General features: G+C 34.4%; 19 protein-coding genes and 1 tRNA gene. 6 read left to right on the top strand and 14 right to left on the bottom strand.

The features are described 5' to 3' along the window. Positions 1-603: 603 nt before the first annotated feature. From V7P73_RS12970 to V7P73_RS12940, 7 genes are all read right to left on the bottom strand, one after another. On the bottom strand, positions 604-906 hold the full coding sequence (locus V7P73_RS12970; RefSeq protein ID WP_333854312.1) for a VanZ family protein: 303 nt from the start codon (positions 904-906) through the stop codon (positions 604-606). 58 nt (positions 907-964) lie between these two features. After that, positions 965-1342 carry a glycine cleavage system protein GcvH gene (gcvH, locus tag V7P73_RS12965; protein ID WP_248874417.1) on the bottom strand — a complete coding sequence of 126 codons (378 nt, stop codon included), beginning with the start codon at positions 1340-1342 and terminating at the stop codon, positions 965-967. Between the two features lie 108 nt (positions 1343-1450). Beyond that, the gene (gene sov / locus V7P73_RS12960) at positions 1451-8611 is read right to left on the bottom strand and encodes a T9SS outer membrane translocon Sov/SprA (RefSeq protein ID WP_442896972.1); all 7161 of its coding nucleotides are present in this window, start codon (positions 8609-8611) and stop codon (positions 1451-1453) included. Between the two features lie 43 nt (positions 8612-8654). Next, complete coding sequence (ruvA, locus tag V7P73_RS12955; protein ID WP_333854311.1) at positions 8655-9239, bottom strand: Holliday junction branch migration protein RuvA; 585 nt, start codon at positions 9237-9239, stop codon at positions 8655-8657. 106 nt (positions 9240-9345) lie between these two features. Continuing rightward, positions 9346-11628 (bottom strand): NADP-dependent malic enzyme, encoded by a 2283-nt coding sequence (locus V7P73_RS12950; protein ID WP_333854310.1) that lies wholly within the window; start codon positions 11626-11628, stop codon positions 9346-9348. Positions 11629-11846: 218 nt separating this feature from the next. Continuing rightward, positions 11847-12707, bottom strand: a complete 861-nt coding sequence (locus tag V7P73_RS12945) for a BadF/BadG/BcrA/BcrD ATPase family protein (protein WP_333854309.1) — start codon at positions 12705-12707, stop codon at positions 11847-11849. A gap of 54 nt (positions 12708-12761) precedes the next feature. Beyond that, positions 12762-13019 (bottom strand): hypothetical protein, encoded by a 258-nt coding sequence (locus tag V7P73_RS12940; protein WP_074236458.1) that lies wholly within the window; start codon positions 13017-13019, stop codon positions 12762-12764. Between the two features lie 260 nt (positions 13020-13279). Here V7P73_RS12940 and V7P73_RS12935 point away from each other — a divergent pair, with 260 nt between their 5' ends. The 4 genes from V7P73_RS12935 (at position 13280) to V7P73_RS12920 (ending at position 17096) form a co-directional block, all read left to right on the top strand. Beyond that, positions 13280-13738: a GtrA family protein gene (locus V7P73_RS12935; protein ID WP_333854308.1), complete on the top strand. Its 459-nt coding sequence runs from the start codon at positions 13280-13282 to the stop codon at positions 13736-13738. 40 nt (positions 13739-13778) lie between these two features. After that, the gene (locus tag V7P73_RS12930; protein ID WP_333854307.1) at positions 13779-14507 is read left to right on the top strand and encodes a lysophospholipid acyltransferase family protein; all 729 of its coding nucleotides are present in this window, start codon (positions 13779-13781) and stop codon (positions 14505-14507) included. A 74-nt stretch (positions 14508-14581) separates the two neighbouring features. After that, positions 14582-16030, top strand: coding sequence for an MFS transporter (locus tag V7P73_RS12925; protein WP_333854306.1), 1449 nt, complete (start codon positions 14582-14584; stop codon positions 16028-16030). Next, a complete protein-coding gene (locus V7P73_RS12920; RefSeq protein ID WP_333854305.1) occupies positions 16020-17096 on the top strand; it encodes a DUF3810 domain-containing protein in 1077 nt (358 codons plus the stop codon). The genes V7P73_RS12925 and V7P73_RS12920 overlap by 11 nt, the downstream gene beginning before the upstream one ends. A gap of 637 nt (positions 17097-17733) precedes the next feature. Here the strand turns inward: V7P73_RS12920 and V7P73_RS12915 are convergent. The 7 genes from V7P73_RS12915 to greA form a co-directional block, all read right to left on the bottom strand. Continuing rightward, a tRNA-Met gene (locus tag V7P73_RS12915) sits at positions 17734-17807 on the bottom strand. A gap of 46 nt (positions 17808-17853) precedes the next feature. Beyond that, positions 17854-19134 (bottom strand): peroxiredoxin family protein, encoded by a 1281-nt coding sequence (locus tag V7P73_RS12910; protein WP_333854304.1) that lies wholly within the window; start codon positions 19132-19134, stop codon positions 17854-17856. A gap of 60 nt (positions 19135-19194) precedes the next feature. After that, positions 19195-19422, bottom strand: a complete 228-nt coding sequence (locus V7P73_RS12905) for a hypothetical protein (protein ID WP_333854303.1) — start codon at positions 19420-19422, stop codon at positions 19195-19197. A gap of 13 nt (positions 19423-19435) precedes the next feature. Next, positions 19436-21463, bottom strand: coding sequence for a T9SS type A sorting domain-containing protein (locus tag V7P73_RS12900; protein ID WP_333854302.1), 2028 nt, complete (start codon positions 21461-21463; stop codon positions 19436-19438). Positions 21464-21537: 74 nt separating this feature from the next. Then, positions 21538-22716, bottom strand: a complete 1179-nt coding sequence (gene clpX / locus V7P73_RS12895; RefSeq protein ID WP_333854301.1) for an ATP-dependent Clp protease ATP-binding subunit ClpX — start codon at positions 22714-22716, stop codon at positions 21538-21540. 46 nt (positions 22717-22762) lie between these two features. Further along, on the bottom strand, positions 22763-23152 hold the full coding sequence (locus tag V7P73_RS12890; protein ID WP_333854300.1) for an HIT family protein: 390 nt from the start codon (positions 23150-23152) through the stop codon (positions 22763-22765). 59 nt (positions 23153-23211) lie between these two features. Next, on the bottom strand, positions 23212-23679 hold the full coding sequence (greA, locus tag V7P73_RS12885) for a transcription elongation factor GreA (RefSeq protein WP_124803902.1): 468 nt from the start codon (positions 23677-23679) through the stop codon (positions 23212-23214). 98 nt (positions 23680-23777) lie between these two features. Between greA and V7P73_RS12880 the strand changes: the two genes are divergently transcribed. Next, positions 23778-24236, top strand: a complete 459-nt coding sequence (locus V7P73_RS12880) for a hypothetical protein (protein ID WP_312421542.1) — start codon at positions 23778-23780, stop codon at positions 24234-24236. A 1-nt stretch (position 24237) separates the two neighbouring features. After that, positions 24238-24687: a D-aminoacyl-tRNA deacylase gene (dtd, locus tag V7P73_RS12875; RefSeq protein WP_333854299.1), complete on the top strand. Its 450-nt coding sequence runs from the start codon at positions 24238-24240 to the stop codon at positions 24685-24687. Positions 24688-24694: the final 7 nt, after the last annotated feature.

The raw sequence follows: 24694 nt of genomic DNA, 5'->3' as shown, positions 1-24694 counted from the left end.
CTCAGGAATCTTAATCTGTCATCTTGTTCCTGATTTGCGAGTGCAAAAGTAAAAAACTTTTTCCAAACTACCAAAACTTTTTTGAAGTTTTTTTCGTAACCTCGAAATCTATTTTAGCTAATTCTTTTTTATCCTTCTGCGCTACCAATTCTCTCATTTTGGTTCTGCAAATATAGGGCGGAATATTCTGTACTTGCAAATAGAATTAACAATCAGTTTACAATTGTGTAAAACTAGCATAATTAATCATCTGTAAAACAGCTAAATATAAAACCATTTAAAGTTATCCACATTATGTTAAACAGATAAAAACTGTTAAATTAATTAGGTTTTTTGGAAAATGCAGCAGGGATAGTAGCGGTTATCCTTTTGCTTTTTTCTCCGATTGCGAGGGTAAAGTTTAATTTGATAAAATGTTCTTTATATATACAAAAGGTGAAATGATGACAAAAAAAGCAAAAGATATGAGCGGATAGCCCGGTGACAAAAATAGCTTGGGAAAGTTTGGGCTTTTTTTGGCAGCTGCCCAAATGCTAATTTATCTGTTAAAAGAAATAATTAAAGTTGAAAGGGTATTTTAAAAATTCAAACTAACGTTGAATTTTAAATTCGGTTTTGGAATTTTTCATACTTATTATATATATAGTATGATAGTGATAAGCCTAGTGTGTCTGCGATCGCATCTAAAACTTCGAGTGAACGACCCAATTTCATAATGTCCTGAAAAATCTCTGTGAGCAATGCGTAAGAAACTAGAATCAAAAAAAAGTAAAGTAAAGATATCTTGGGAAAACGAAGTCTAAAGAAAAATCCCAAAAGAAAGAAAATGGTAAAATGAATGAGCTTATCCAAATGTGGAAACATAAAGAAATATTCTTTATTCTCCACGCCCGGACGTAAAAGCATATAAGTAAGAAATGCCCAATAAATGGGCAATATAATCTTACTGTATTTTGTTATGATATTATCCAACAACTTCTTGGTATTCTTCTGCAGATAATAGGGTTGATAAATCTGCTGAGTCAGAAATCTTCAGTTTGATGATCCAACCTTTTCCATAAGGGTCGGTATTCAACAATTCTGGTTGATCTTCTAGATCTGCATTAACTTCTAAAACTGTACCTGCTACCGGAAGATAAAGATCGGAAACAGTTTTAACTGCTTCTACACTTCCGAATACATCGCCTTCGCTTAGATCTTCGTCAACAGTATCAACATCTACGAAAACGATATCTCCCAATTCGCCTTGGGCATAATCTGTAATTCCGATAGTTGCTGTATCGCCTTCTACTTTAATCCACTCGTGGTCTTTGGTGTACTTTAGTTCTGATGGTGTGTTCATTTTCTTAGATTAGGTTTTGGCAAATTTAATTATATAATTAGGATATAACAATAGAATAAAAATAAATTATAAAAAAAGAGCAAACAAATTTGCTTACTCTTTTTTCTATTAATTGTTAGTTCCTCCAAATGTCAGTGTTGCTGTAATACCAGCTCTGATTGTGGACAGTGGGAAGGCTGTTGAAATCTTATACTTGGTAATCATCTGATCGTAGAAGAATTTCAGATTCAGATTCTGTGACATATTATAATCTGCGGATAACTTGAGGCTGAAAATCTTTTGTCCTCCTGTTACCTGGGAATCATCTATCAAAATATTAGTAATTGTTGTTTTACTATCTCTCATTGATAAATCTGCTCTCATATTAAGATCACTCTTGATATCTCTTCCTTTTCCTTTATAATTAATTCTAATCTTAAGGTCTTTCAAGATATATCCATAACCAACAACGAACTCATTTCCTAGTTCCTCCGTCAATGTGGTATTAACTAATCCTAACAAGTAAGTTCTATCTCTGTTGTAGTTGAAACGGAACTGCATATTGTTTCTCATCGTTACATCAAAACCGATAAGTGGAGAGAACGATTCTACATATCCAACTTGTGTAAATGTATAAGGATTGTATCTATTACCATTAGAATCATAAGCTGTACTAGGATCTCTAAGGTCTCTGTCAAAATAATCTACACTTGCCTGAACACCTGACATCGTAAATGTTGAAACATAAGAATGTAAAACATCAAACTTAGAGAATTGACTATTAACAATCGGTAAGTTTCTAAGTCCAGAATAAACCAATTTCCAGTTTGGCAAAGGAACACCTGCTTTCGTTGGATTGCCCATTTTTTTCGGAGACTTCCCTTCAATTGCTGCTTTGAAGGCTGGAATCAAAATGTAAGAATTGCTTCTAGAGTAGCCAGCCGTGTAACCTTCGACATCTTTTAGTCCTTCATATTGTTGGGAAAGCGACAATGCATTATCTTTTATGGCTTGATAAAGTGCTGCTCCATCTTTGAAAGCGGTGTTGAATGACCAAGACGTATTGGAATAAGTAATCAATTCTGTTCCAAATGCATCTCTATAGCCTCGATAATTTTCTAAATCGTTAACTACATTATAACCACCTTGAACATAATTTCTACTGTAATTCTGCAACACATTGAAATCTATTCTAAGATCATTTGCCGGCATAACTTGTAAATCTGCTGTAAATGTTCTATTGTTCAATTCGGAGTAAGCATCATTCATCAAAGTTGAATTAGAAACCCATCCATTTTCTATAACAGTTCTTCTGATATCAGCTTGTGATCCTAACAAGAATCCGATAGTTGGACCTCCTAGTGTTTGTCCATAACCATAGAAGTTAGGTGCAGATAACAATCCTGGTAATACAATACCGTTATTTTCATTGTAATTAATGTTCAATTGTTTCAATGAAGTTAATGCATAAGCTACAGCTTGAAGCGGTTTCAACTTATTCTTGAATTTATAAGTTTTGAACTTGAATCTGGTATTCTTTTTAGTAAATGCTGTATTGTACACATTCCCAAGAGAATCTATCTCCTGACGACGTTTCTGCATTGTCTCATTTATTTTTCTGAAATAATTGAACTTACTCAAAAACTTAGGAACATCTACAGTTGAAGTCGCTACAATGGCATTGGTATTTTGAGAGATGTTACCCAAATTATCCATTTCTCCAGTATCCGGATTCAAGAAACTTCTCACAGCTGTAGATCTAGCATTCCAGTTATATTGGAACTGATAACTTAATTCTGCATTGATGAAATCCAAATATGGCAAATATTCAAACGGTAATCTGTAATTCAATTGTGCTCTGTGATTATATATAACAGGACGACCAGCTCTGAATGGATTACTGAAGATAGATTTGTTATTCATAGAATTAACATCCATCTGGTCATTCAATGTCTTAGTTTCAGAATTGATTTCTAATTTTAAAGACTTAGTGAAATTAAATCCTAAACTATATTGCCATCCGAAGAAGAAGTTTCTGTTTCTGATGGTTTCAAAATCACTTCCTCCATTTCCGGAAAGTAAAGCATCAACATTTCTGTATTCTAACTCATTATAATTTCTATCCAAAATTGTTCTGAAAGATAATCTTGTAGGAACCGGATTGAAGTTAAACTCTTTAACCCATCTCAAATATTTGTATGACTTCGCCGTATCGCTAACCATTTTGTTGAATGGTTTCAGAACATAAGGTTTGAAAGTATAGTTGTACTCCAAATAAGCGTTCAAATATTGTTTATAGTTACGTTTTGTATAAACATCACGATAGAAATCATCGTTATAAATAGCCGTAAGATTTAAGTTTTCTACATCATAGAACTTGGCTTTTTTATCAGGATTCATTCTTTCTTTTCTCATATTCACAACGCCGATACTTCTTTGTTGTGTGTACGTGCTAACTACTTTTTTCAGTTCTTCTTGATTGGGAGCTTTAGACAATTCGACATCATTATCCAAAGGATTGTATTTTGGATTGGTCATTGTCTGAGTATAAGAATAGTTCAAAGGAATCTTCATTCCTGATTTTTCCGGTAAGAATTTATCTACGTTCACAGTCGTATTAATACTGAAAGCAGAATTCTCGTCCTGAGATCTTTCTGATGGTTTTTGATCAATAGCTCCAAATCCAATAGATGCATAAGAAGCATTAGCGTTCACCATTGCAAAATCACCAAGGTTGAAGTTCAAACTTGCATTAGCAGCGTAGCCACCTTTGTTCTCGATTTCTGACAAACGGATTTCGTTCACCCAAAGCACGAGTGTTTTGGAGGTTGCTTTGCTATTATTCCTAACTCCAATCATAATTGTCGTCACATTTCCGATACTTGGACGCCCTTTGACATAGATTTTTTTCTCTTTATTATTATCGGCATATTCTGTAAAATCGTATCTCTCAGTTAACTTAATTGTTGGATTTTGAACTCTTAACAACTCATCTCTTTTCAGCTTGGCATTAACAAAATTTTCAATTTCTAAATCAACAGTATTAGCATCTGGCCAAATATCTAGTGGTGATGTCGCATTGCTAGCAGTATAATTCAAAGAAGACTCGTACTCGTAATAGTTATCCGTATTATCACTACCAAAACGAATGAAGAATTTTGCATCTGGATCTTCTTTAAGTGACGTATTACTTAGGTTTTCTGCGTGTACAAACATTGCTAATTTTTTGTAACGACGCATATCAAGACTTGTATTCTTGAAAACCCCTCTTGATTCTCCTAAAAGATTATCCACTTTCATATACAAAGAAGACTCATTCTGTCTTTGTGCTCCAGCGTTCCCACTCAACACTTGTCTGTCAATTCCCGGAGGCAAAACATACGGCGGGGTTCCTTGTGCGTTTTCTTCCAGGTTGACGCTTCCTACATTAAAGTTAGAATTAAGATTAGCATCCGAACTTGACGTTCCTTCTGTCTCAGCATCAACTGTACTACTATAAATACGGTTAGTATATTTTCTCCAATCTGATCTTACCAAATCAAAAGATCCAAATCTCAATGTTGATGTTTGATCAAAACCTTTCATCAATAATCTGGCAAATCTTACGTTGTTAAGAACTGATTCATCAGAACCTTCTATAATAGGATTATTATTACCTCCTTCTTTACCATCATAGTCTCCAACTGGAATTCTGAATAAATACCATTTTACTTTTCCAGCCTGTCCGTTTTCAAACTTAACATCAACCTCCTTTACATCAACAATTTTATTTTGTCCAATCACCATACTTGTTGGATTAAGGTCGATTGTATATTGATTATAATTTTCAGTTTGGTCAAGGTTATAATCTCTGTTGATATCCTCCGCATCTGGAGTTTGTGTTGCTACTTCTAATGTATTGGCTGCAGAGTTACCTTCAGGACCACGGAAATATTTGTAACGCTCAATCAATGAAGAAGCCAAATCGCCTTGGAACTGATCGGACAAATAGAAAACAAAGTTATCGGAAGCTGGATCAAGTTCATTCGTTACCGGATTCACAAAATCAACACTAAATTTTTCTTGTTCCTGCGTTCCATTCAATCCATCATAACCTAAATCCTGTTGTGCTCTTTCATCACCTTCTGATGAGAAAGCATAAAGAATTGGGACTTGTTTTGGTTGTGTTCCCCATTCAGATGTTGTTGTATTAGCAGGCGTACTTCCTGTTGGCATTCCATTTTCATATTGTAGTTTACCATCTTTCAGAACATCTTCGGAAACGTTTCCTAATTGTAGTAATAATTTAGGGTCACTTCCTAAGTTATTGCCATCTGCACGAGGATCCATCATCCAAAATTCCACATAATCTATGTTGGAAGTTACAAAGTTGGTAACAGAAATTGGTCTCATCAAACCAGCCCATCTTTGTGAAGTTGGTTCTGTACTAGGATTAACATTATAAGGCCCTCTCTCTTGTGGATAATACGTAATATCGAAAGTATTAAGAAGCGTTTGTTCTCCTGCAACGTAATCTCTGTTGCTGTAGATCTCCTGCATCTGAACTCTTCTGGATGCATGATTGGAAAGTCTTTGTGCATTGATTCCGTTTGGTGCGCCTCCTCCTACTCCATAGAACCTAGGATCGATGGTGTACCATGATAACAAACCCCTACCGTTTCCAGTATTTGTATCATCATTATTTACGGTTATTGGGAAAAGTGAAGGATAATCCTTATTCTTTTCTGGGCGCGATGCCAAACTCCACATTGCAGGTTCTTTCAGAGAAATCTTAGAAGTGGTTTGTTCAAAATCATCAATATAAGATTGGTCATTGATTCCTTTACTTTGACCTGGAATTAAATAAGCTCCTTCAGCTTTGAAGTTTAGATTAGACGGTGCTTCTGTATTAATGAACGGAATTTTATCTGTTAATCTCGTCAAGAATGGTAGCTCATTGTTGTACATCATATTGAAACCAACCATTGTATTACTTACCGCTTCCTGACCATAATTTACTTTTTGAGTTAATGGTCTTTCTGTATAATTTACCGCAGTTGCTCCAACCGTCAAATGCTCATTGAATTTTCTCTCCAAATTCAATCCCCAGAAACTTTTCCTCTGTGTATTGAAAGTTAATTGATTTTCTAATGAAATATTGATTGCTTGTCCAGATTGTTTTACAGTTTCATTAATAATATTAACTGTTCCGGACATATAATCTACAGTATAATCTACACCTTCTACAAGCTGAGCGCCGTTGGCCGTAACTTTTACAGAACCTTGAGGAACGTTGATTGCCCCAAGAGATATTCCTTGTCCCTGAGCACCTTTGTAACGACCTTCAATAGTATATCGTTGTGCTAAGTTACTTTGTTTTGCTGTTTCCTTTAACTTGGTATAAAGATCAGTGTAGACATAATCTTTTGTATTGTCACTTTTTAAAATTTTGGTAAGGTAATTACCAAAGGGTTGAACTTTGGTAAAGATGACTTTTCCATTTTCTGAATCTACGGTTGTTCCGTTAACAAAATCGAATATACCATCACCATATACCGTGTTATTATTTTTAATTGTGGTTTGTAGATCTCCATTGACATTTAATCTATCCCAATTGAAAACTCTTAATAGATTTTCTTGGTCAAATTTGGTAAAATCGCCATCAGTACTATTATTATAAGTAGCACCTGGCAAATAATTAACTTTACCTCCAGAAGACGGATCTTTGAAGTAAACATTTAATAAGAAATCCTGTGCTTGAAGTTGATTAGAGTTAAGGGAATAGATATTCTTCATCATCAACTCCCACATTGGAGATGTAGGTTTTACAGTAACGTTGGATTTTAAAAGTTTTGTAATCAACACTGCATTTTCTTCAGAAAATTCTCCGACTTTGTAAACCTGGCTAGATCCATTGATTGTATATGAGAATGATGCTGCAACAAATTGATTATCATTCAATCTCTGATTCAAAGAGATATAACCTAACTGTGTATTGTATTTATACTCAGAAGAAGTGAGTTTTCTTGCCTTTACATTGTTCATGAAATGTTCTCCCGAAACAAACGGCTCAGGCGTTCCTTGAGCATTTGGAAAAGATCTTCCATTCAAAGTACTATAAGCTGCTACAACATCTCTTGTAGTTCCTAAAGCAGCAGAAATCTGTTGATATAAATTATTATTAGCGTTATTTGGTGTTACACCTTGCCCATCTCCCAAATCTCTAATTCCTACAATTGGTTTTTGAGATTCGATATTAGTGCCACCTTGATCCAAGACCCAAACTTCCAGTCTTGTAATATTAATTCTGGAATTGATTAACGGATAATTTTCTAATGATATATCATAATTATCTTTGAAATAATGTCCTAAAAAGTAGTGCTGGTTATCTTCATAATCATAAGCATTAACCTTGAAAGTACTCATCGTTCCACCACCTTGCGCAACAATGGTTTTAGCTTCACCTTGTTGTTGTGAAAATACCAAAGTTCCGGTTGTTTTCCCCAACTGGAATTCTGTTTTAAGACCAAATAAAGACTGAGAACCTCTAATCAAACTTGTGGAAAGTGGCATACTGATATTACCAACTTCTACTCTTTTGATGATTTTATCTTCCGGATCCTGTCCTTTTTCATTCAGACCTTTGGTCTGTAGATCTTTCCAAGAACCTTTCGCCTGCCAAACCATATTCATTCGGTTTTCAAAAGCAAATCCACTTTGTGTATCGTAATTGGCTTTTAACTGAAGATTTTCTCCAACTTTACCAGTAATACCTAATTGGATTCTCTGCTGAATGTTAATTGCAAAACTGGTTCTGTTCTGAGGTAGAATTAATGGATTATCAATTTTCTGATACAACCCACCCAAATCAAATGAAGCAAAACCTTGAGGAATCAATTCAATTTTATTACTTCCAAAAATATTTTCGAACATTTTATTTTTGATGGTAATCGCCGGAATCAAGCCTTTTTGCTTAGCATCTGTTTGATCTTTTCTCCTTCCAAGATCGTTTAATAATGATTTTTCTTCGTAATAGGTACGAAGATTGCTTTCCATAACATAATTTTTGTATTCTTCAAAAGTCATGGCAATCGGGGAACCCACAACAGAATTTCCGATTTTTGGATACAGATAATACATTCCCGTTTTGATGTCATAAAAAGCATCATAACGAATGGGATCACCAAGGCTAAAGTCTTTTCTACCCGTCACCAGAGTGTCGGCAGGTTTTTCTTGTGCAGCAATGTTGGTAAAGCCTACAAAAAATAAAAAAAGGAGGGTTAATTTATAAAGGTAAATATTTTTCTTCACTTATATTCTTTTAAGAAACTGATGACAAAATTGTCCTCAATTGTTAAATATTTTTTAAAATCTCTTTCACTAATTCTTCTACAGAAGCGTCAGGATTTTGCTTCAAAATTCTATCAGCAATCTTCTCACTAATTTTCTTGGAAATACCTAAAACTTCTAAAGCAGATAACGCTTCATTTTTGTTTTTATTGTTTGCAGAAACAGAAAGTTTTTCTTCAGAATTCCCGAAGTTACCGACTTTATCCCGCAAATCAATGATGATTCTTTCCGCAGTTTTCACACCTATTCCTTTCACCTTTTGGATAAGTCCGCTATTACCAGAAAGTATAGCATTAGCAGCCTCTGACAAGCTGAGAGAAGATAACAATATTAATGCAGAAACAGGTCCTACACCATTAACACTTATTAACAGGTTGAACATCTCTTTTTCCTGTTTGGTAAAGAAACCAAAAAGCAGATGCGCATCTTCACGGATAATCTGTTGGATGTATAATAAAACCGGAGATTCTAATTTCAGATTTTGGGAGGTCTGCAGACTGATGCCTACATAATATCCAATTCCGTTAACATCAATCACAGCAAATGTGGGCGTCAACTCCTGAACAACTCCTTTTAGCGAATATATCATTGAATTAATAAAAAATTAGGGTTTTGCGAAGATATAAATTAACTTAAAAACAAAAGCCATTTTAATTTCTTAAAATGGCTTTAAATGATTATTTTTAAATAAATGTTTACTTTTTCTCTTTCATTTGCGCGTCAAGAACCGCAATTGTTGCAAGATTTACAATTTCGTCTACACTAGACCTCATTTGTAAAACGTGAACTGGCTGGTCTAATCCCATCAAGATTGGTCCGATAGTTTGCGCTGCTTTCATCCCTCTTATGATTTTATAAGAAAGGTTCGCACTTTCAAGATTTGGGAAAACCAAAACATTAGCTGGATTGATTCCTAATTTTGAAAAAGGATAATCTGCTAAGTGGTCAGCATTCAAAGCAAAGTCTGGCTGAATTTCTCCATCAACAACCATTTTCGGATATTTCTCATGAAGAATTTTCACAGCTGCTGCTACTTTTTTAGAAGTATCAGCTTTAGCAGAGAAATTTTCAAATCCTAGCATCGCAACTCTTGGTTCGATAGCAAAAGATTTCACAGTAAATTCTGCCATTCTTGCAATTTCTACCAAATCTTCTGCAGATGGATTTTTATTGATAGAAGTATCCGCAAAGAATAACGGTTTCTTTTCTGTCAAAATCATCATCATTGCCGCTACTTTGTTAACGCCTGGCTTTTTATCGATAATTTCTAAAATCGGTTTTAAAATAGAAGCATAACTTTTGGAGAATCCCACAATCAGAGCATCGGTATCGCCGTGCTCTAACATCAATGGTCCGAAATAATCACGTTGTCTTACATAACGTTTAGATTTATATTCGTTGATTCCTTTTCTATTACGTTTTTCCCAAAGTGTTTTTCTATACTTTTTGCGGGTTTCTTTGTTTTCGTCGTCATTGGGGTCGATGATTGGGATATCTAATGTGATTCCATACTCTTCCATTTTTTCTTTGATGAGTCTTTTGCTCCCTAATAGACTTGGATAAGCGATCCCTTCCTCTTGAAGAATTTGTGCAGCTTTCAGAATATTATATTCTTCTCCGTTACCAAGCGTTACTCTTTTCGGGTTTGCTTTTGCACGGTTTTGCATCATTCTCACGAGTTTTTCATCTCTTCCCATTCTGTCAAGAAGCTGGTTCTCGTATTCTTCAAAATCCTCAATCGCTTTTCCAGCAATCCCACTTTCCATAGCAGCTTTTGCAACCGCGATAGAAACTTTTGTAATCAATCTATTATCAAAAGGTTTCGGAATGAAATAGTCTTTTCCAAAGCTGATATCTCTAACATTGTAAGCCAACTTTACCATTTCCGGAACAGGCTCTTTTGCAATTTCTGCCAAAGCGTGAACCGCTGCCAACTTCATCGCCTCATTAATTCCTCTTGCTTGAACATCCAATGCTCCTCTAAAGATGTATGGAAAACCAAGAACGTTATTCACCTGATTAGGATAATCACTTCTTCCGGTTGCCATTATCACGTCTTCTCTCGTAGCGAGTGCTAAGTCATAACTGATTTCCGGGTCTGGATTTGCCAACGCAAAAACAATTGGATTACTAGCCATAGAAAGCAACATCTCCGGCGACACCACATTTCCTTTTGACAAACCAACGAAAACATCACAACCCTTCATAGCATCTTCCAACTTCTCAATATCTGTTTGAGCAATAAAGTCTAATTTTTCAGGCGTTAGATTTTCTCTTTTATGATTGATGACACCTTTGCTGTCACACATCAAGATATTTTTAGGATTAAGACCAAGCGAAATGTATAGTTTTGCACAAGCAATTGCTGCTGCTCCTGCTCCATTGATTACCATTTTCACTTCCTCGATTTTCTTTCCTGTAATTTCCATACAGTTAATCAAAGCGGCAGCAGAGATAATCGCAGTTCCGTGCTGGTCATCGTGCATCAACGGAATATCCAATTCTTCTTTCAGTCTTTGTTCTATGTAAAAAGCTTCCGGTGCTTTGATATCTTCCAAGTTGATTCCTCCGAAAGTTGGCGCGATTGCTTTTACCGTTTCGATGAATTTGTCAGGGTCTTTTTCATTAATTTCGATATCGAAAACATTGATTCCTGCAAAGATTTTAAAAAGTAAACCTTTCCCTTCCATTACCGGTTTCGAAGCTTCTGGACCGATATCTCCTAATCCTAAAACCGCCGTTCCATTAGAAATCACAGCTACTAAATTTCCTTTTGAAGTGTATTCGTACACACTTTGCGGATCATCGTGGATTGCCATACAAGGCACAGCAACACCTGGTGAATAGGCCAAAGACAAATCTCTTTGTGAAGAATGAGGTTTGGAAGGAATAACTTCGATTTTACCTTTCGGTTCCTGACGGTGGTAATCTAAAGCGGCTTTATCAAAAGCGTTTTGGTCTCTTGAATTTTTTGACATTGTTGAATTTACTTTTTTGTGACTCCTTATATATAAAGACTCACGGGTTTTTATTCTTTATTGCGTAAGGGCGCAGGGCATTGTTGGAGCTCCTCGCCAAAGGCGGAGAGCGACTGCCCAAAGACCAACCCGCTTGTTTTTGCTTGTAGAAAAAGTTCTTTTAATGACTTAGTTTTATAAGCAAAAACAAAGGGATACGCCCAAATATTTCTGCAAAGTTAAAGCTTTGGAATGATATAGTCACGATGATAATTCACCAGACTTTCTATAGGACGCTGAACAACTGTCCCGATTTTGAAGTGAAAATCTGATGCTGCCGCTCTTAAAGAATCCTCAAAAAAATAGGCAATTGAACCAATAAAATTGATTTCACTTTCTCGGCATTCTTCGTATGGCATTACCTGAAACTCAAGGAAATTCTTGAGTTCTTTGTAAATAAAATTCTGAAAATATGGATGTGTTTTCCTGTCCACAATGAACCTTGTGAAATCTGCCATATATGCATTTGCTCTTGGATTGTGATACATATTTTTGAGCAAATCGTCTATGTTCAGCTGATAAATCTCAGTAAATTGCTGATGCAAATCGGGCGGTAATTTCTTCATAAAATAATGACGAACCAGCTGCTTCCCCAATGCACTTCCACTTCCTTCGTCGCCAATCAAAAACCCTAAAGAGGGCAATTCTGTTTTGACATTTTCGCCATCAAAATAGCAAGCATTGGAACCTGTTCCGAGAATACAGACAATAGCCGGAACGCCTCTGTAAGCCGCATAAGCAGCAGCTAAAAGGTCTTCTTTTACTCGAATTTGTGCGTTATTGAAAACTTTCTGAATCTCTCTTTCTACAATCAGTTTATTTTCAGGAGTACCACAGCCAGAACCGTAGAAAAAGATATTCTCCAGATAGTCTTTGAATTTGGTAAGTGCCTGATTTTTTTCTATTTCAACTGTAATCAGTTCTGGTTTTATGATATTCGGATTGAATCCAACGGTTTCGGTTTTAAGAACTTCTGTACCGTCGTTTTCCAGAATAACCCAATCGCATTTGGTAGAACCGCCGTCAACAATGGCAATCATATAATATATTATTTAGAATGCTAAAATAATATTTTTTCGGCAAGGTTTGGAGATTTACTTTTTTTCGGCGTTGTCTTGGATAAGCCAATCTTCGATTTCGTCTTCCAGATAATTTGTTTGTAATTTGATTGCGTTGATGAAATCGTCAGGGATACTTTCTGTAGAATCGCTGCTTTCGAGATTCCAAAGTTCATCGGACATCAATTCATATTCTGAATAGATTCTTTTGAAACGTGAGCTAGTTTTTTCCAACTCCTCAATCTTTTTTTGCTGAGGCAGAAATTTTCTGTAAGGTCTGCTAGAATTTTTCATTTTTCAATAATTATTTTATAATTGTGGTGATTTGACAAGTGATGAAAAAATTTCCCGACTAAACAATTTTAGTCAGGACAAGATATCATCATCGATTGATATTAAAGTTTTCACAATTTATTAACTATTTAATAATTAATCTTTCAGACAAATCGCAAAAACCATTAACACTTAATAAAAGTAAAAATATTTTTGATATGAAAAAATAATTTAACTAATATTTTAAAACATTTAACAATTCGTATAAATTTGCAAATGAAATGAAACAATTAATTCTCCGTCATAAACAAGTTCTACTCTTCATCATCGCTGGTGGGCTAAGTGCGATTGTAGAAATCGGCAGCTTCAAAATGCTAAGTGTTTACCTCCCGAAAGTGTTCTCTTGGGAATATAATCTGTCTGGAATTAAATATCCGTTTAGTAATATTCTCTCTACAAGTTGCGGAATTATCACTAATTATTTCCTGAGCATTTGGTTTGTGTTTGAAAGAGGAAAACATTCTAAAAGGAAAGAGTTTGCTTATTTCATTTCTGTGTCGGTAATTTCTACGTTTATCAGTTTGTTTTTGTTTCAGATTTTGTATCATTTCGTTTTCAAAGATGCTATCGATTTGGGAGTTTATGTTCTTTCGCAAGAAATGATGAGCAAGATAACTTCTATCGTCATTGTGTCTCTTCTTAATTATTCTATAAAGAAAAAAGTGATTTTTAACGGATAAAAGGCTATTTTTGATTTGATTTAAATTTTATGAAATATTAATGAGAACAATTCTGATCTATGCGTGGCGATTTTGGATGGTAATTTTGGGAACCGTTCTTACATTAATCTTTTTTCTTCCTGTTTATATTTTATCTTTCCGAAAAGAGCATTACAAACATTGTTATTTCTTCATCCGGCTTTGGGCAATCGGAATGTTTTACGGAATGGGTTTCCGTTATAAAAAGATTCTCAAGACCACGAAAAAAATCGATAAAAATCAACCATATGTCATCATCTCCAACCATACTTCTATTATGGATGTGATGTTGCCGTGTATTCTTTTCCCCAATCACCCGCTTTGTTATGTCGGTAAAAAGGAAATAGAAAAGATTCCGATTTTTGGGACTGTTTACAAAAGGGTGTGTGTTATGGTAGATAGAAAAAGTGCCAGAAGCCGCGCCGATGTTTATAGAAGATGTGCGGAGAGAATGCAAGACGGGCAAAGTGTTGTGATTTTTCCGGAAGGCGGTGTTCCAGATGACACAAGCGTAATTCTTGACCAGTTTAAAGATGGTGCTTTTATTTTGGCCGCGAAACATCAATTCCCAATTGCGGTTTTCACTTTCCGAGATTTAAAAGAGATGTTTCCTTTTGACAATAAAAAAGGTTATCCGGGAGTTGTAAAAGTTATTTTCAATGACATCTTGACGCCAGATGCAACACAAAAAGAACTGAAGGAAAAAGCATTTGAAGAAATCCGATTATCTCTAATTGAGGAATTAAAATAATTATTCTACAAATAAGACTTTTTACTTACATTTGTTTTTAAATATTAACCTAACATTAACAATTAAATTAAATAATGGAAACAAAAAAAACCAATTGGGCGCAGTTTATTCCGCTTGTCACCGTTTTCTTTTTCTGGGGATTTGTTGCTGCGAGTAACGATATCCTGATTCCAGTTTTCAAAAAAGCATTCGATTTGACACAAGGTCAAAGTCAACTTGTATCTGTCGCTTTTTATATCGCTTATACAGTTGGTTCAATCATTTATATGCTGATTTCATTAGCCATTCGTAAAGATTTGGTCAACAAAATTGGTTATAAAAACGGATTGGCTTTGGGATTATTAATTTCGGCAATTGGAACTTTATTATTCTATCCCGCAGCGAACCTGCAGTCATTTCCATTGATGCTTTCAGGACTATTTATTGTAGCATTAGGTTTTTCTTTACAACAAACCGTTGCCAATCCATTAGCTATTGCCTTGGGCCCAGTAAAAACTGGTTCTCAACGACTAACTTTAGCTGGAGGAATCAATAATCTTGGGACTACAATTGGCCCATTGATTGTGAGTTTTGCAATATTTGGCTCAGCTGCTTCTGAAAATACAGAAATGAGCATCGAAAGTGTAAAAATACCTTACTTGATATTAGGTGCCGCATTCTTGGCAGTAGCTATTTTGCTTAAACTATCGTCATTGCCAGAGCATCCAGAGACCATCGAAGAAGCTGTAAAAGAAGAAGGCGTTGTAAGAAGCTCAGCTTTGAAATATCCTCAATTATTATTGGGAATGTTGGCGATTTTCATCTATGTCGGTGTCGAAGTTTCGACAGCAAGTAATTTACCTGCTTATATGGAATCTATCATTAATTCTGAAACTGGCGTTCTTTATACTTTACAAGAAATCTCTCCTTACATTTCTCTATATTGGGCAAGTTTGATGATTGGTCGTTGGACTGGAGCTGTAGAAGCTTTCACAGACAATATGAGTTTGCAGAAAACATTGCGTTTTATTGCTCCATATCTAGCATTCGGAGTTTTCCTTTTGGTAAATGCTATTGCAAAACACGATTTGACTCCATTCTATGTTTACGGATTAATCATCCTAGTCTTGATTGGAGCTGATATGGCAAGTAAAGGAAATCCTGCAAGAATGCTATTGATTTTCTCCGCATTAGGAATTGTTGCAACAGTAATCGGAATGTTTACAGATGGAATCATCAGTATCTATGCTTTCACAAGTGTTGGGTTGTTCTGTAGTACACTTTGGCCTTGCATCTTTACATTAGCCGTAAGTGGTTTGGGAAGACACACCAGCCAAGGAAGTAGCTTCTTGATTATGATGATTATGGGAGGTGGAATTGTAAGTTGGTTACAAGGTTTTGTTTCCGAAAGTATTGGTATCCAAAACAGTTATATTGTTGGAGTCTTATGTTTTGCTTATCTTGCATTCTATGCGTGGAGAGTAAGTGGAATACTGAAAAGCCAAGGTATTAGTTTTGATAAAAAAATATCCGGTGGACACTAAAAAAAATATCTTTATTAAAAATAAACTTTGGGCAATCATTTTGGTTGCCCAATTTTCGTTATTCTACATCCTTTCTAAGTTTGAATTGGCCATTCAATTCTTTTCAAATTTGTTTGAATGGAAAAAGAATTTTCACGTAAGACTATTTTCTAGCTTCGAATTTTCTGTTGGAGATTTGATTTATACGATTGTAATTCTATTCTTCATCATTTCGATAATTGGTTTATTTAAACAACGGAAGAGCCTTCATTTAAAAAGAATTTTAATTTTCTTAAATGTTTTCTATTTCACCTATCAATGTTTTTGGGGAATGCTCTACTTCCAACCTTTGATTATTAAAAAACTTTCGAATAAAGAAGTGAAAATTAATGATTCTGATTTGAAATCATTAACGATTAAATATCTTGAGCATTGTAAAGAAACCAGAGAAAAAGTTTCCGAAGATAAAAATGGCGTTTTTAAGATCAATAATATTCAGCAAGTAAAAAATGAAATTCTTGAGCAACAAAAACACTTGCCAAATTACATTAATCCAAAACAAACTGTAAAGGTTATATCTGTAAAACCTAGTCTTTACAAGGGATTTATGAATTACACTGGAATATTGGGATACTATAATCCTTTCACTGCAGAATCACAATTTAATCCAAATCTTCCAGCGACAAATATTCCTTTTACGCTGGCCCACGAGATGTCTCATCAGCTTGGTTATGCAAGAGAGCAAGAAGCTAGTTTTATCGCTTATTTATGTGCGAAAAACACAAATAATATAGATTTACAATACAGCACTCAACTTTATGTTTTAAAAAGCTTATTAAGAGCTCTGTCAAGGAATTTAGACAATAAGAATTTTGTTCTAAAGATTATTTCTCAATACTCTGAAAAAATGCAAAATGACAGAACGAATGAATTAGATTTCTATGAAAAACACGAAGGAATCACCAGCGATTTTTTTGGAGTAACCAATGATTTATTTTTAAAATCAAATCAACAAGAAGGAAGTGTGACATATTCTTATTTTATCAATCTATTGGTAATGTATGAACAAAAAAAAGAACCGTACTAGGTACGATTCTAAAAACACAAATGATGAAAAAAAATTTATTGCTCCTGAGTGATTGTCTCAAAAGCACTGTAAAAGTATAACATTTTAGATTATCCTCCAAACTTATTTGTAAAATATTTTTGTGAAATTCCAAACATTTTATCAATCAGCCTATTGTGATTGAATTTTCATGTTATTTAAATTTATTAAAATTAAATGCTTATACATAGTTTTATTAATAAAGAGGTAATATTATTTTCTATGAGGCTAATTTGAGTGAATTTAATCTAACAAAAAAAACACCAAAAAACACACAAAACCCTGATTTACAGAACATAAAACAACCTAAACAATAGTAGAATTTCTGTAATTATTCTCACCAACTTCCTAACCACGGCTACAAAACCTATTTTTCCGAAGAAATATGAAAGTAAATAATTATTACTGATTTATATATAACAATAATAACTTGTGATTTATAAAAACACAAAAATACAAGTGATCAAATGGAAGTAAGTTAAATAGCTTACTTCCATTTATTTTTTACTTAAGGAAGAACTTTATTCAAGCAGTTAGTTGATGTGATTAATCAAACATTAATTACGACCTGGGGCAAAAAAAAACCGTAAATTGATATCAATTTACGGTTTTATCGTTGTAGCGAAGACGGGAATTGAACCCGTGACCTCAGGGTTATGAATCCTGCGCTCTAACCAACTGAGCTACCTCGCCATTTTTGTGGTGCAAATATAAGGATTATTTGCATTTCCACAAATTTTTAATTAACTTTTAAATAATCTAAAACATCTCCTACATGATTAGGCTTGCTAAGAATCTTATTATCAGAATCTAAGACAAAATAGGTAGGCGTAGCAACGATATTATAAGTCTCACCGTAAGAACTATACCAACCTTTTCCTTCAGAAGCGCTTACCCAAGGATAGATATTTGCTTTGTTTTTGAACTCATATAAACTATTATCCAGCGAGAAACCGACAATTTCTATGTTCTGTGCTTTTAGTTTGTCATATTTCTCAAGTAATTTAGGTAACTCAGCTTCACAATGTGAACAAGTGGAAGACCAGAAAACAACAATTTTCTTAGAAGCTTTGATATCATATAGAGATTTAGCTTTTGTATGGATTGAATTAGCTAATGTACTATTAGGCATTTTTGCACCAATCTCTGTATTATTATTCGACTTTAATGTAGAAGATAACCTGTCATTGATTGTACATTTGAGATTATTAGCTTGAGCAAGATATTTTTCCTTCAACTTATCCATATTGTAAGAATTAAAAATATCTATAAGCTCAGACAAAATCGTTTGTCCACGCGGTGTTTCCAAGTTTACAGCATCCAACAATTTATCCACTCCATCTTCAACATTAGATTTGGATGCATTTAAGTAATTAATTAAAGATGGTTTTAAGATTAATGATGTCTCTAGGTACTCACCAGATTTTGAGTAAAAATCAATAAAATCTTGAGGTTTTATTTCAGCCGCCTTTTCTTGGACAGAATACTTTTGATTTTTATTATAAAAATCTAAAAATGGATGCGAGGCGTAAAGTGCAAAATCATTTTTAGAAAGGGCATTAATTTCTGTTTCTAAAGATTTATAAAAGCTTTCTGAAGGTTTATAATAATCTTTGATCTGAATAAGAGCCGGCAAGATCAACTCCTGCTTTTTTTGAAGTTCTACATCATTACTAAAAAGCTGATTGGTTGCATCGGTAAAAACTACATTAGAGATTTTATTTCTACTATCTAATTCTACCTTAAAATTAATATCAGAGTTTTCAGAAGCCATATTAATGGACGAATTGGACTTTTGAAAAAAAGCTCTCATCATTCCAACATACTTTTTATCAACTTTGAAAACAGCTTTGTTATTGGTAATTTTAGCTTTTGAATAGAGTATTTCTTTTGATCCATTGAATCCATATAAATAAACTTCAGAATCTGCTAAGTATGTTGGGATATCTGCGCTTACGGTAAATTGACCAAACGCATAAGCAGATAATAAAAAACTGCTAATGACTAATAATTTTTTCATAGAATAAAATTAAAAAAAACTCACTAGAAAAGTGAGTTTTATAATACTAAATGTATTTTTTTATTGTAATGTTCTTTGTTTTGATTTTATTACAAAGGTTACAATCATAATCAATGCAATTAAAAACAATCCTACCAAATAATCATCAATTGGTGATGCCGGATAAGCTCCAATATCTCCAGATTCTGGATTTTCAGGTGGCGGTGGAACAGATTGTCCAAACGCAAGTACACTTGTTAATATAAAAGCAAATCCGTATATCTTTTTTAATAAAAAATTCTTCATCATTATGTTTTTTGTTTTAATTAACAATCTTTTTGATGACTACTTCTCCTTTTTCAGAAGTTGCCTTTACAACAAATACGCCCTTCGCCTGATAATTTACTGGAATAAGATAATCTGTACTGGTTGAAATATTAGATTTTGAATTCATAAGCTGCCCAGCAACCGAATATACTTCTACAGTAGCCTTGTTCCAATTCTTGGCAAATCTGACAACCCAATGAGAATCCTTTTTCGCTATAAATGTTTGGGAAGCAAGAACACTTTCTGTCAATAAAGTGGCGTCCGGTTTTTGGTAATATAAACCCAAATTCTGATTTCCACTTAGAGAAAAACTGCTGCCATCATCTATCTTAAATAGTTGCCCCTGAGAATCTTTTAAATAGAAATTATTACCGTTGGATAAACCATCCGGCATCCTTTCTCCTTTCTCATAGACTTCAAAAACCACATAATAAGGGGAAGTCGTATAATTGATATATAAAGGTACTTCTTTTGATTTGAAATCAATTTCATTTGCTTCATTAATGTAAAGCTTTGTGGAAATGTTAACATCCTCTCCTCCGTTTATATTTTCCTCCTTTGTATAGATAATGCTGTCATCGCTATTATAGCCCTGCAAAAGAGTATTGCCGGGATTGTTGCCTGTAATAGCCGACGGAGATATGGCATAATAGGTTCTGCCTATTTCCAAACTATCACTATCATACATAATTACAGCCAGCTGCTTCACGATTTTATCCGCAGGAATATCCGTATCATCAGCTGTTCTACTTGTCGGATTGGTTGTGTCCGTAGTATTGTTTCTTGAAACATTAGAAAATCTTCTAAGTGCCGTAAAGTCTATTTTAGATTCAGTATTATTTCCATTATCTGTGGAAAGCTTGATCATAAACTCTCCCATCGGCTTGATGATTAACCTGTTTGCGCTAACATCCCCTGCCTGAAAGACACCATTACTCGCTGTCATCACTATAGTTCTTCCGGCAGTTCCGTTACTGCTTCCATTATTATTTTCCGAAGGATAACCGGTTCCACTCGCTTTTGTCCAAGTAAGTCCCGATGTGTAATAGGCAACTCCCTGCAAATTAGGAATTGCATTACCATCAGAGTTAGGTGTTTCAGACTGACCTATATATTTAAGATCAATATTTGTCAGGAAAGGATTGGCAACCTGATACAAGTTTTTACCATAATTGGTATCCCAGTTTCCACCATTGCTTGTCTTGGACTGAAATGGGTCATCCAGATATGTTCTATATTTCTCACCAAAATAATTGGCAGAAGAACCGTTAAAACCAAAGCTTATACCAGCAGCAGCTCCCGTTAGAGATAATGATTGAACAGTAGTTATGTCGGAAACAGGTGTCCCCGAAAAAGTGGTCACATTTCCTGTATTAGCGGCATCCCAAACAACTGTACCGGCACTGTTCCTTCTCGGAATAATGTAATAATCTAACGCCGTTCCTACATTAACTGTATTAAGATCGCCTCCTGAAACAATCTGATCAAACCTTGCTCTTGCATTATTCCATTTGAAAACAGAGCTTGGGCTAAAACGTCCTGCAGAATTATTTGAACCATTAGTAACATTTAAATAGTTGCCTGCCGTATTACTTGGGCTACTGGTAATGTTCGAAACAAGATCAGAAATTTTATAATTGAAAAAAGGCAAACCTACCTGTTGTCTCGCAGTAGTTCCGCTATTAACGTCTGCTCGGTATTCTTTGTTCACTTTCCCTGTGATATTAGTTTGGGGAATACCCTTAATATACAACTGTCCATAACTTGTTGTGGAAGCAAGCTTCAAATTAAAACTTGAGCTACTGCCAACTTTTAGCATGTCCGAAGATGACGCATTCAGCACTACATTTCCCGAGTTATTTATGATCGCACTGCCAGCAGTTTCAAGCCCGCCACCATTATATAATAAAGTCTGGGATTGTATCGTAACCAATGCAGAAGCTCCAACATAAGTAAGTATGTTCTGGGAAAAAACAATACCGTTAAAAAGTATTAGTTTTAGAATAAATAATTTTCGTATCATTGTGTATATGTGTTCTTATTGCAAATATATTAATTTTATAAATACTTAAAAAAATATGTAAACAATTAACGATTTTATAATATTGATTCAATTTTTACGGTCGAATTATTTTCAATATCAAACATATAATCTTCCAAAACCTTTTCGGTTGTCCCTCTCAGTCCTCTCGCACCTAAACCTTTATTCATGGTATCTTCTACAATTTCTTCAATCGCCTGATCAGTAAATTCCAGCGAAACGTTATCCATTTTGAAAAGTTCTGTATATTGATTTATGATAGAATTTTTTGGTTCTTTCATAATTCTAACCAGGGTCTCTTTTGTCAATCTATCAAGATAAGTAATAATTGGAAATCTCCCCAAAAGTTCGGGTATCAATCCAAAACTCTTCAAATCGATTGCATTGATCTGACTTAGGATGTAATCTTCCTCTTCTACTTTATTGATTTTTTCCGCAGAAAAACCAATGGCTTGCTTATTCAATCTTCTCTCGATAATCTCCTTCATCCCGTCAAAAGCACCACCAGCAATGAACAAAATATTTTGAGTATTAACTTGAATATATTTTTGATCAGGATGTTTACGACCACCTTGAGGCGGAACATTAACAATACTTCCTTCTAACAATTTCAATAAACCTTGCTGCACACCTTCACCGGAAACATCTCTTGTGATGCTTGGGTTATCTGATTTTCTAGCAATTTTATCAATCTCATCAATAAAAACAATTCCTTTTTCCGCTTTTTCTACATCATAATCTGCAACCATCAATAATCTCGAAAGAATACTTTCTACATCTTCCCCAACATAACCAGCTTCTGTAAGAATTGTCGCATCTACGATACAAAAAGGAACATTCAGTTGTTTCGCAATAGTTTTTGCCAACAAAGTTTTTCCCGTTCCTGTTTCGCCAATCATTATGATGTTCGATTTTTCAATCTCGACTTCACGATTTTCATCTTGCGCATGTAATAATCTTTTGTAATGATTATAAACTGCAATCGACAATTGTTTTTTTGCTTGATCCTGACCAATCACATATTCGTCAAGGAAAGCTTTTATTTCTTTTGGTTTTTTAAGTTCTTCCAGAGATGCTGCCATAGAAGCAGAATCTGAAGTTTTATTTACACTATCTTTTACGATAGAATGTGCTTGTTCAATACAATTTTCGCATATAAAGCCATTTTGTCCAGAAATTAGGATTTGAACTTCATCCTTTTTTCTTCCACAAAATGAACATTGATTTGGATTCATAATTTTCTTAAGTTCTAAAATTAAAAAAAGAAGTGCAAGACTTCTTTTATGCTTTTGTTATGGATTCTTGAATTTCTTTGTACTCTTCTGGAGAAAAAATCAACCTGACGTTTTTAAAATTAAGATCATCCATACTATTAAGTGGTATCAAATGTATATGAGCATGAGGAACTTCCAGACCTACAACTGCTATGCCAACTCTTTTACAAGGAATAGCTTTTTTGATTTGTTTTGCAATATCCTGAGTAAAAGCCCAAAGTTCTTTATAGTCTTCAGAATCTAAATCGAAAATCAAATCTGTTTCCTTTTTCGGAACAACCAAAGTATGACCTTTTACCAAAGGCATTGCATCTAGAAAAGCAATATGCTTTTCATCTTCTGCTATTTTATAACTTGGAATTTCTCCGCTGATGATTTTAGAAAAAATAGTGCTCATAATTTTTTAATATTGATTTTAATTTTCAGCAATTATTAAACCAACATCCACATTTTATTTTATAATGAGATTTCTAAAACCTCAAAAGAAAGTTTGTTACCGTTTGGCAAAACAATATCTGCAGTTTCACCAACAGCTTTCCCCAAAAGCCCTTTAGCAATTGGCGTATTCACAGAAATTTTGCCAGATTTTATATCACTTTCATTATCAGGAACCAAAGTAAACTTTTGTTCTCCTTTAGTTGCATTATTTTTCAATCTAACCGTTGTAAGGATAGATACTTTGCTAAGGTCAAGCTGACTTCCATCGATGATTTTGGATGTAGAAATAACATCTTTCAGCTTAGAAATTCTCATTTCCAACATCCCTTGTGCCTCTTTGGCTGCGTCGTACTCTGCATTTTCAGACAGGTCACCTTTATCTCTTGCTTCAGCAATCTGCTGAGTTATTTTTGGTCTTTCAATCGTTTCTAGTTGCTCCAGTTCGGCTTTCATCTTGTCCAAACCTTCTTTGGTTACGTAGTTCATAACAATAAAATTTATCGTTTGTATAAAAAAATAATCCGACCTTTGCCGGATACTAATTTGTCTCGAATTGAGTTTACAAATATATAATTTATTTTGAAATGAAAGCTAAAAAAATCGCATCATCATTAGCATTATTTTTGATTATCAGTATTTTAACCATCAACAATTCTTGTAGCGAAAGGAATGAAACCGTAAGCTGTTTTCCAAATTCTACCGTTTCTGTACAGCTTAATCTTAGTTTACCTTTATATTATAAATTACAAACCGTTGGATCGTGGGTTTATGTTAATGAAGTAGGAGCTGGAACAAGAGGATTAATTGTCGTAAGAACAACAACCGGCTTCAAAGTTTATGACAGAAATGCACCACATATTTGTCCTGATACAGATACAACTTTGGAAGTTAAAAATGACACGTCTGTTTATTGTCCAAAAGATGGTTCACAATGGATTTTGATTACCGGTCAACCAACAGACAATAGTGTAGCAAAAATAGCCCCAAAAACTTATGGATACAGTTATAATGCTGCCTCCAATATTTTAGATATCTATAATTAAAATGAGAGTAGTAATACAACGTGTTTCCGAAGCAAGCGTAAAAGTAGACAACAAAATTGTTGGAGAAATTGGAAAAGGATTGATGCTTTTGATTGGCGTTGATGAAAGCGATGAGAATACCGATGCAGATTGGCTTGTCAAAAAAATTATTGACGTAAGAGTTTTTTCTGATGACGAAGGAAAAATGAATCATTCTGTAAAAGATATCAATGGAGAAATCCTTTGTATCAGCCAATTCACATTGATTTCTGATTATAAAAAAGGAAACCGCCCTTCTTACATCAAAGCTGCAAGACCAGACAAAGCCATTCCGCTTTTCGAATATTTTAAAGATGAAATGAAAAAATCTGGCCTCAAAACCGAAAGCGGAATCTTCGGCGCAGATATGAAAGTTTCTTTAATCAATGACGGGCCTGTTACCTTGGTTTTTGACAGTAAAACAAAATTATAAAGGAGCA

Origin of the sequence: Epilithonimonas sp. (assembly GCF_036780765.1) — a bacterium.
Lineage (GTDB): Bacteria > Bacteroidota > Bacteroidia > Flavobacteriales > Weeksellaceae > Epilithonimonas.
Note: the sequence above shows the minus strand (reverse complement) of the source record. Positions and strands in the feature narration are given on the sequence as shown.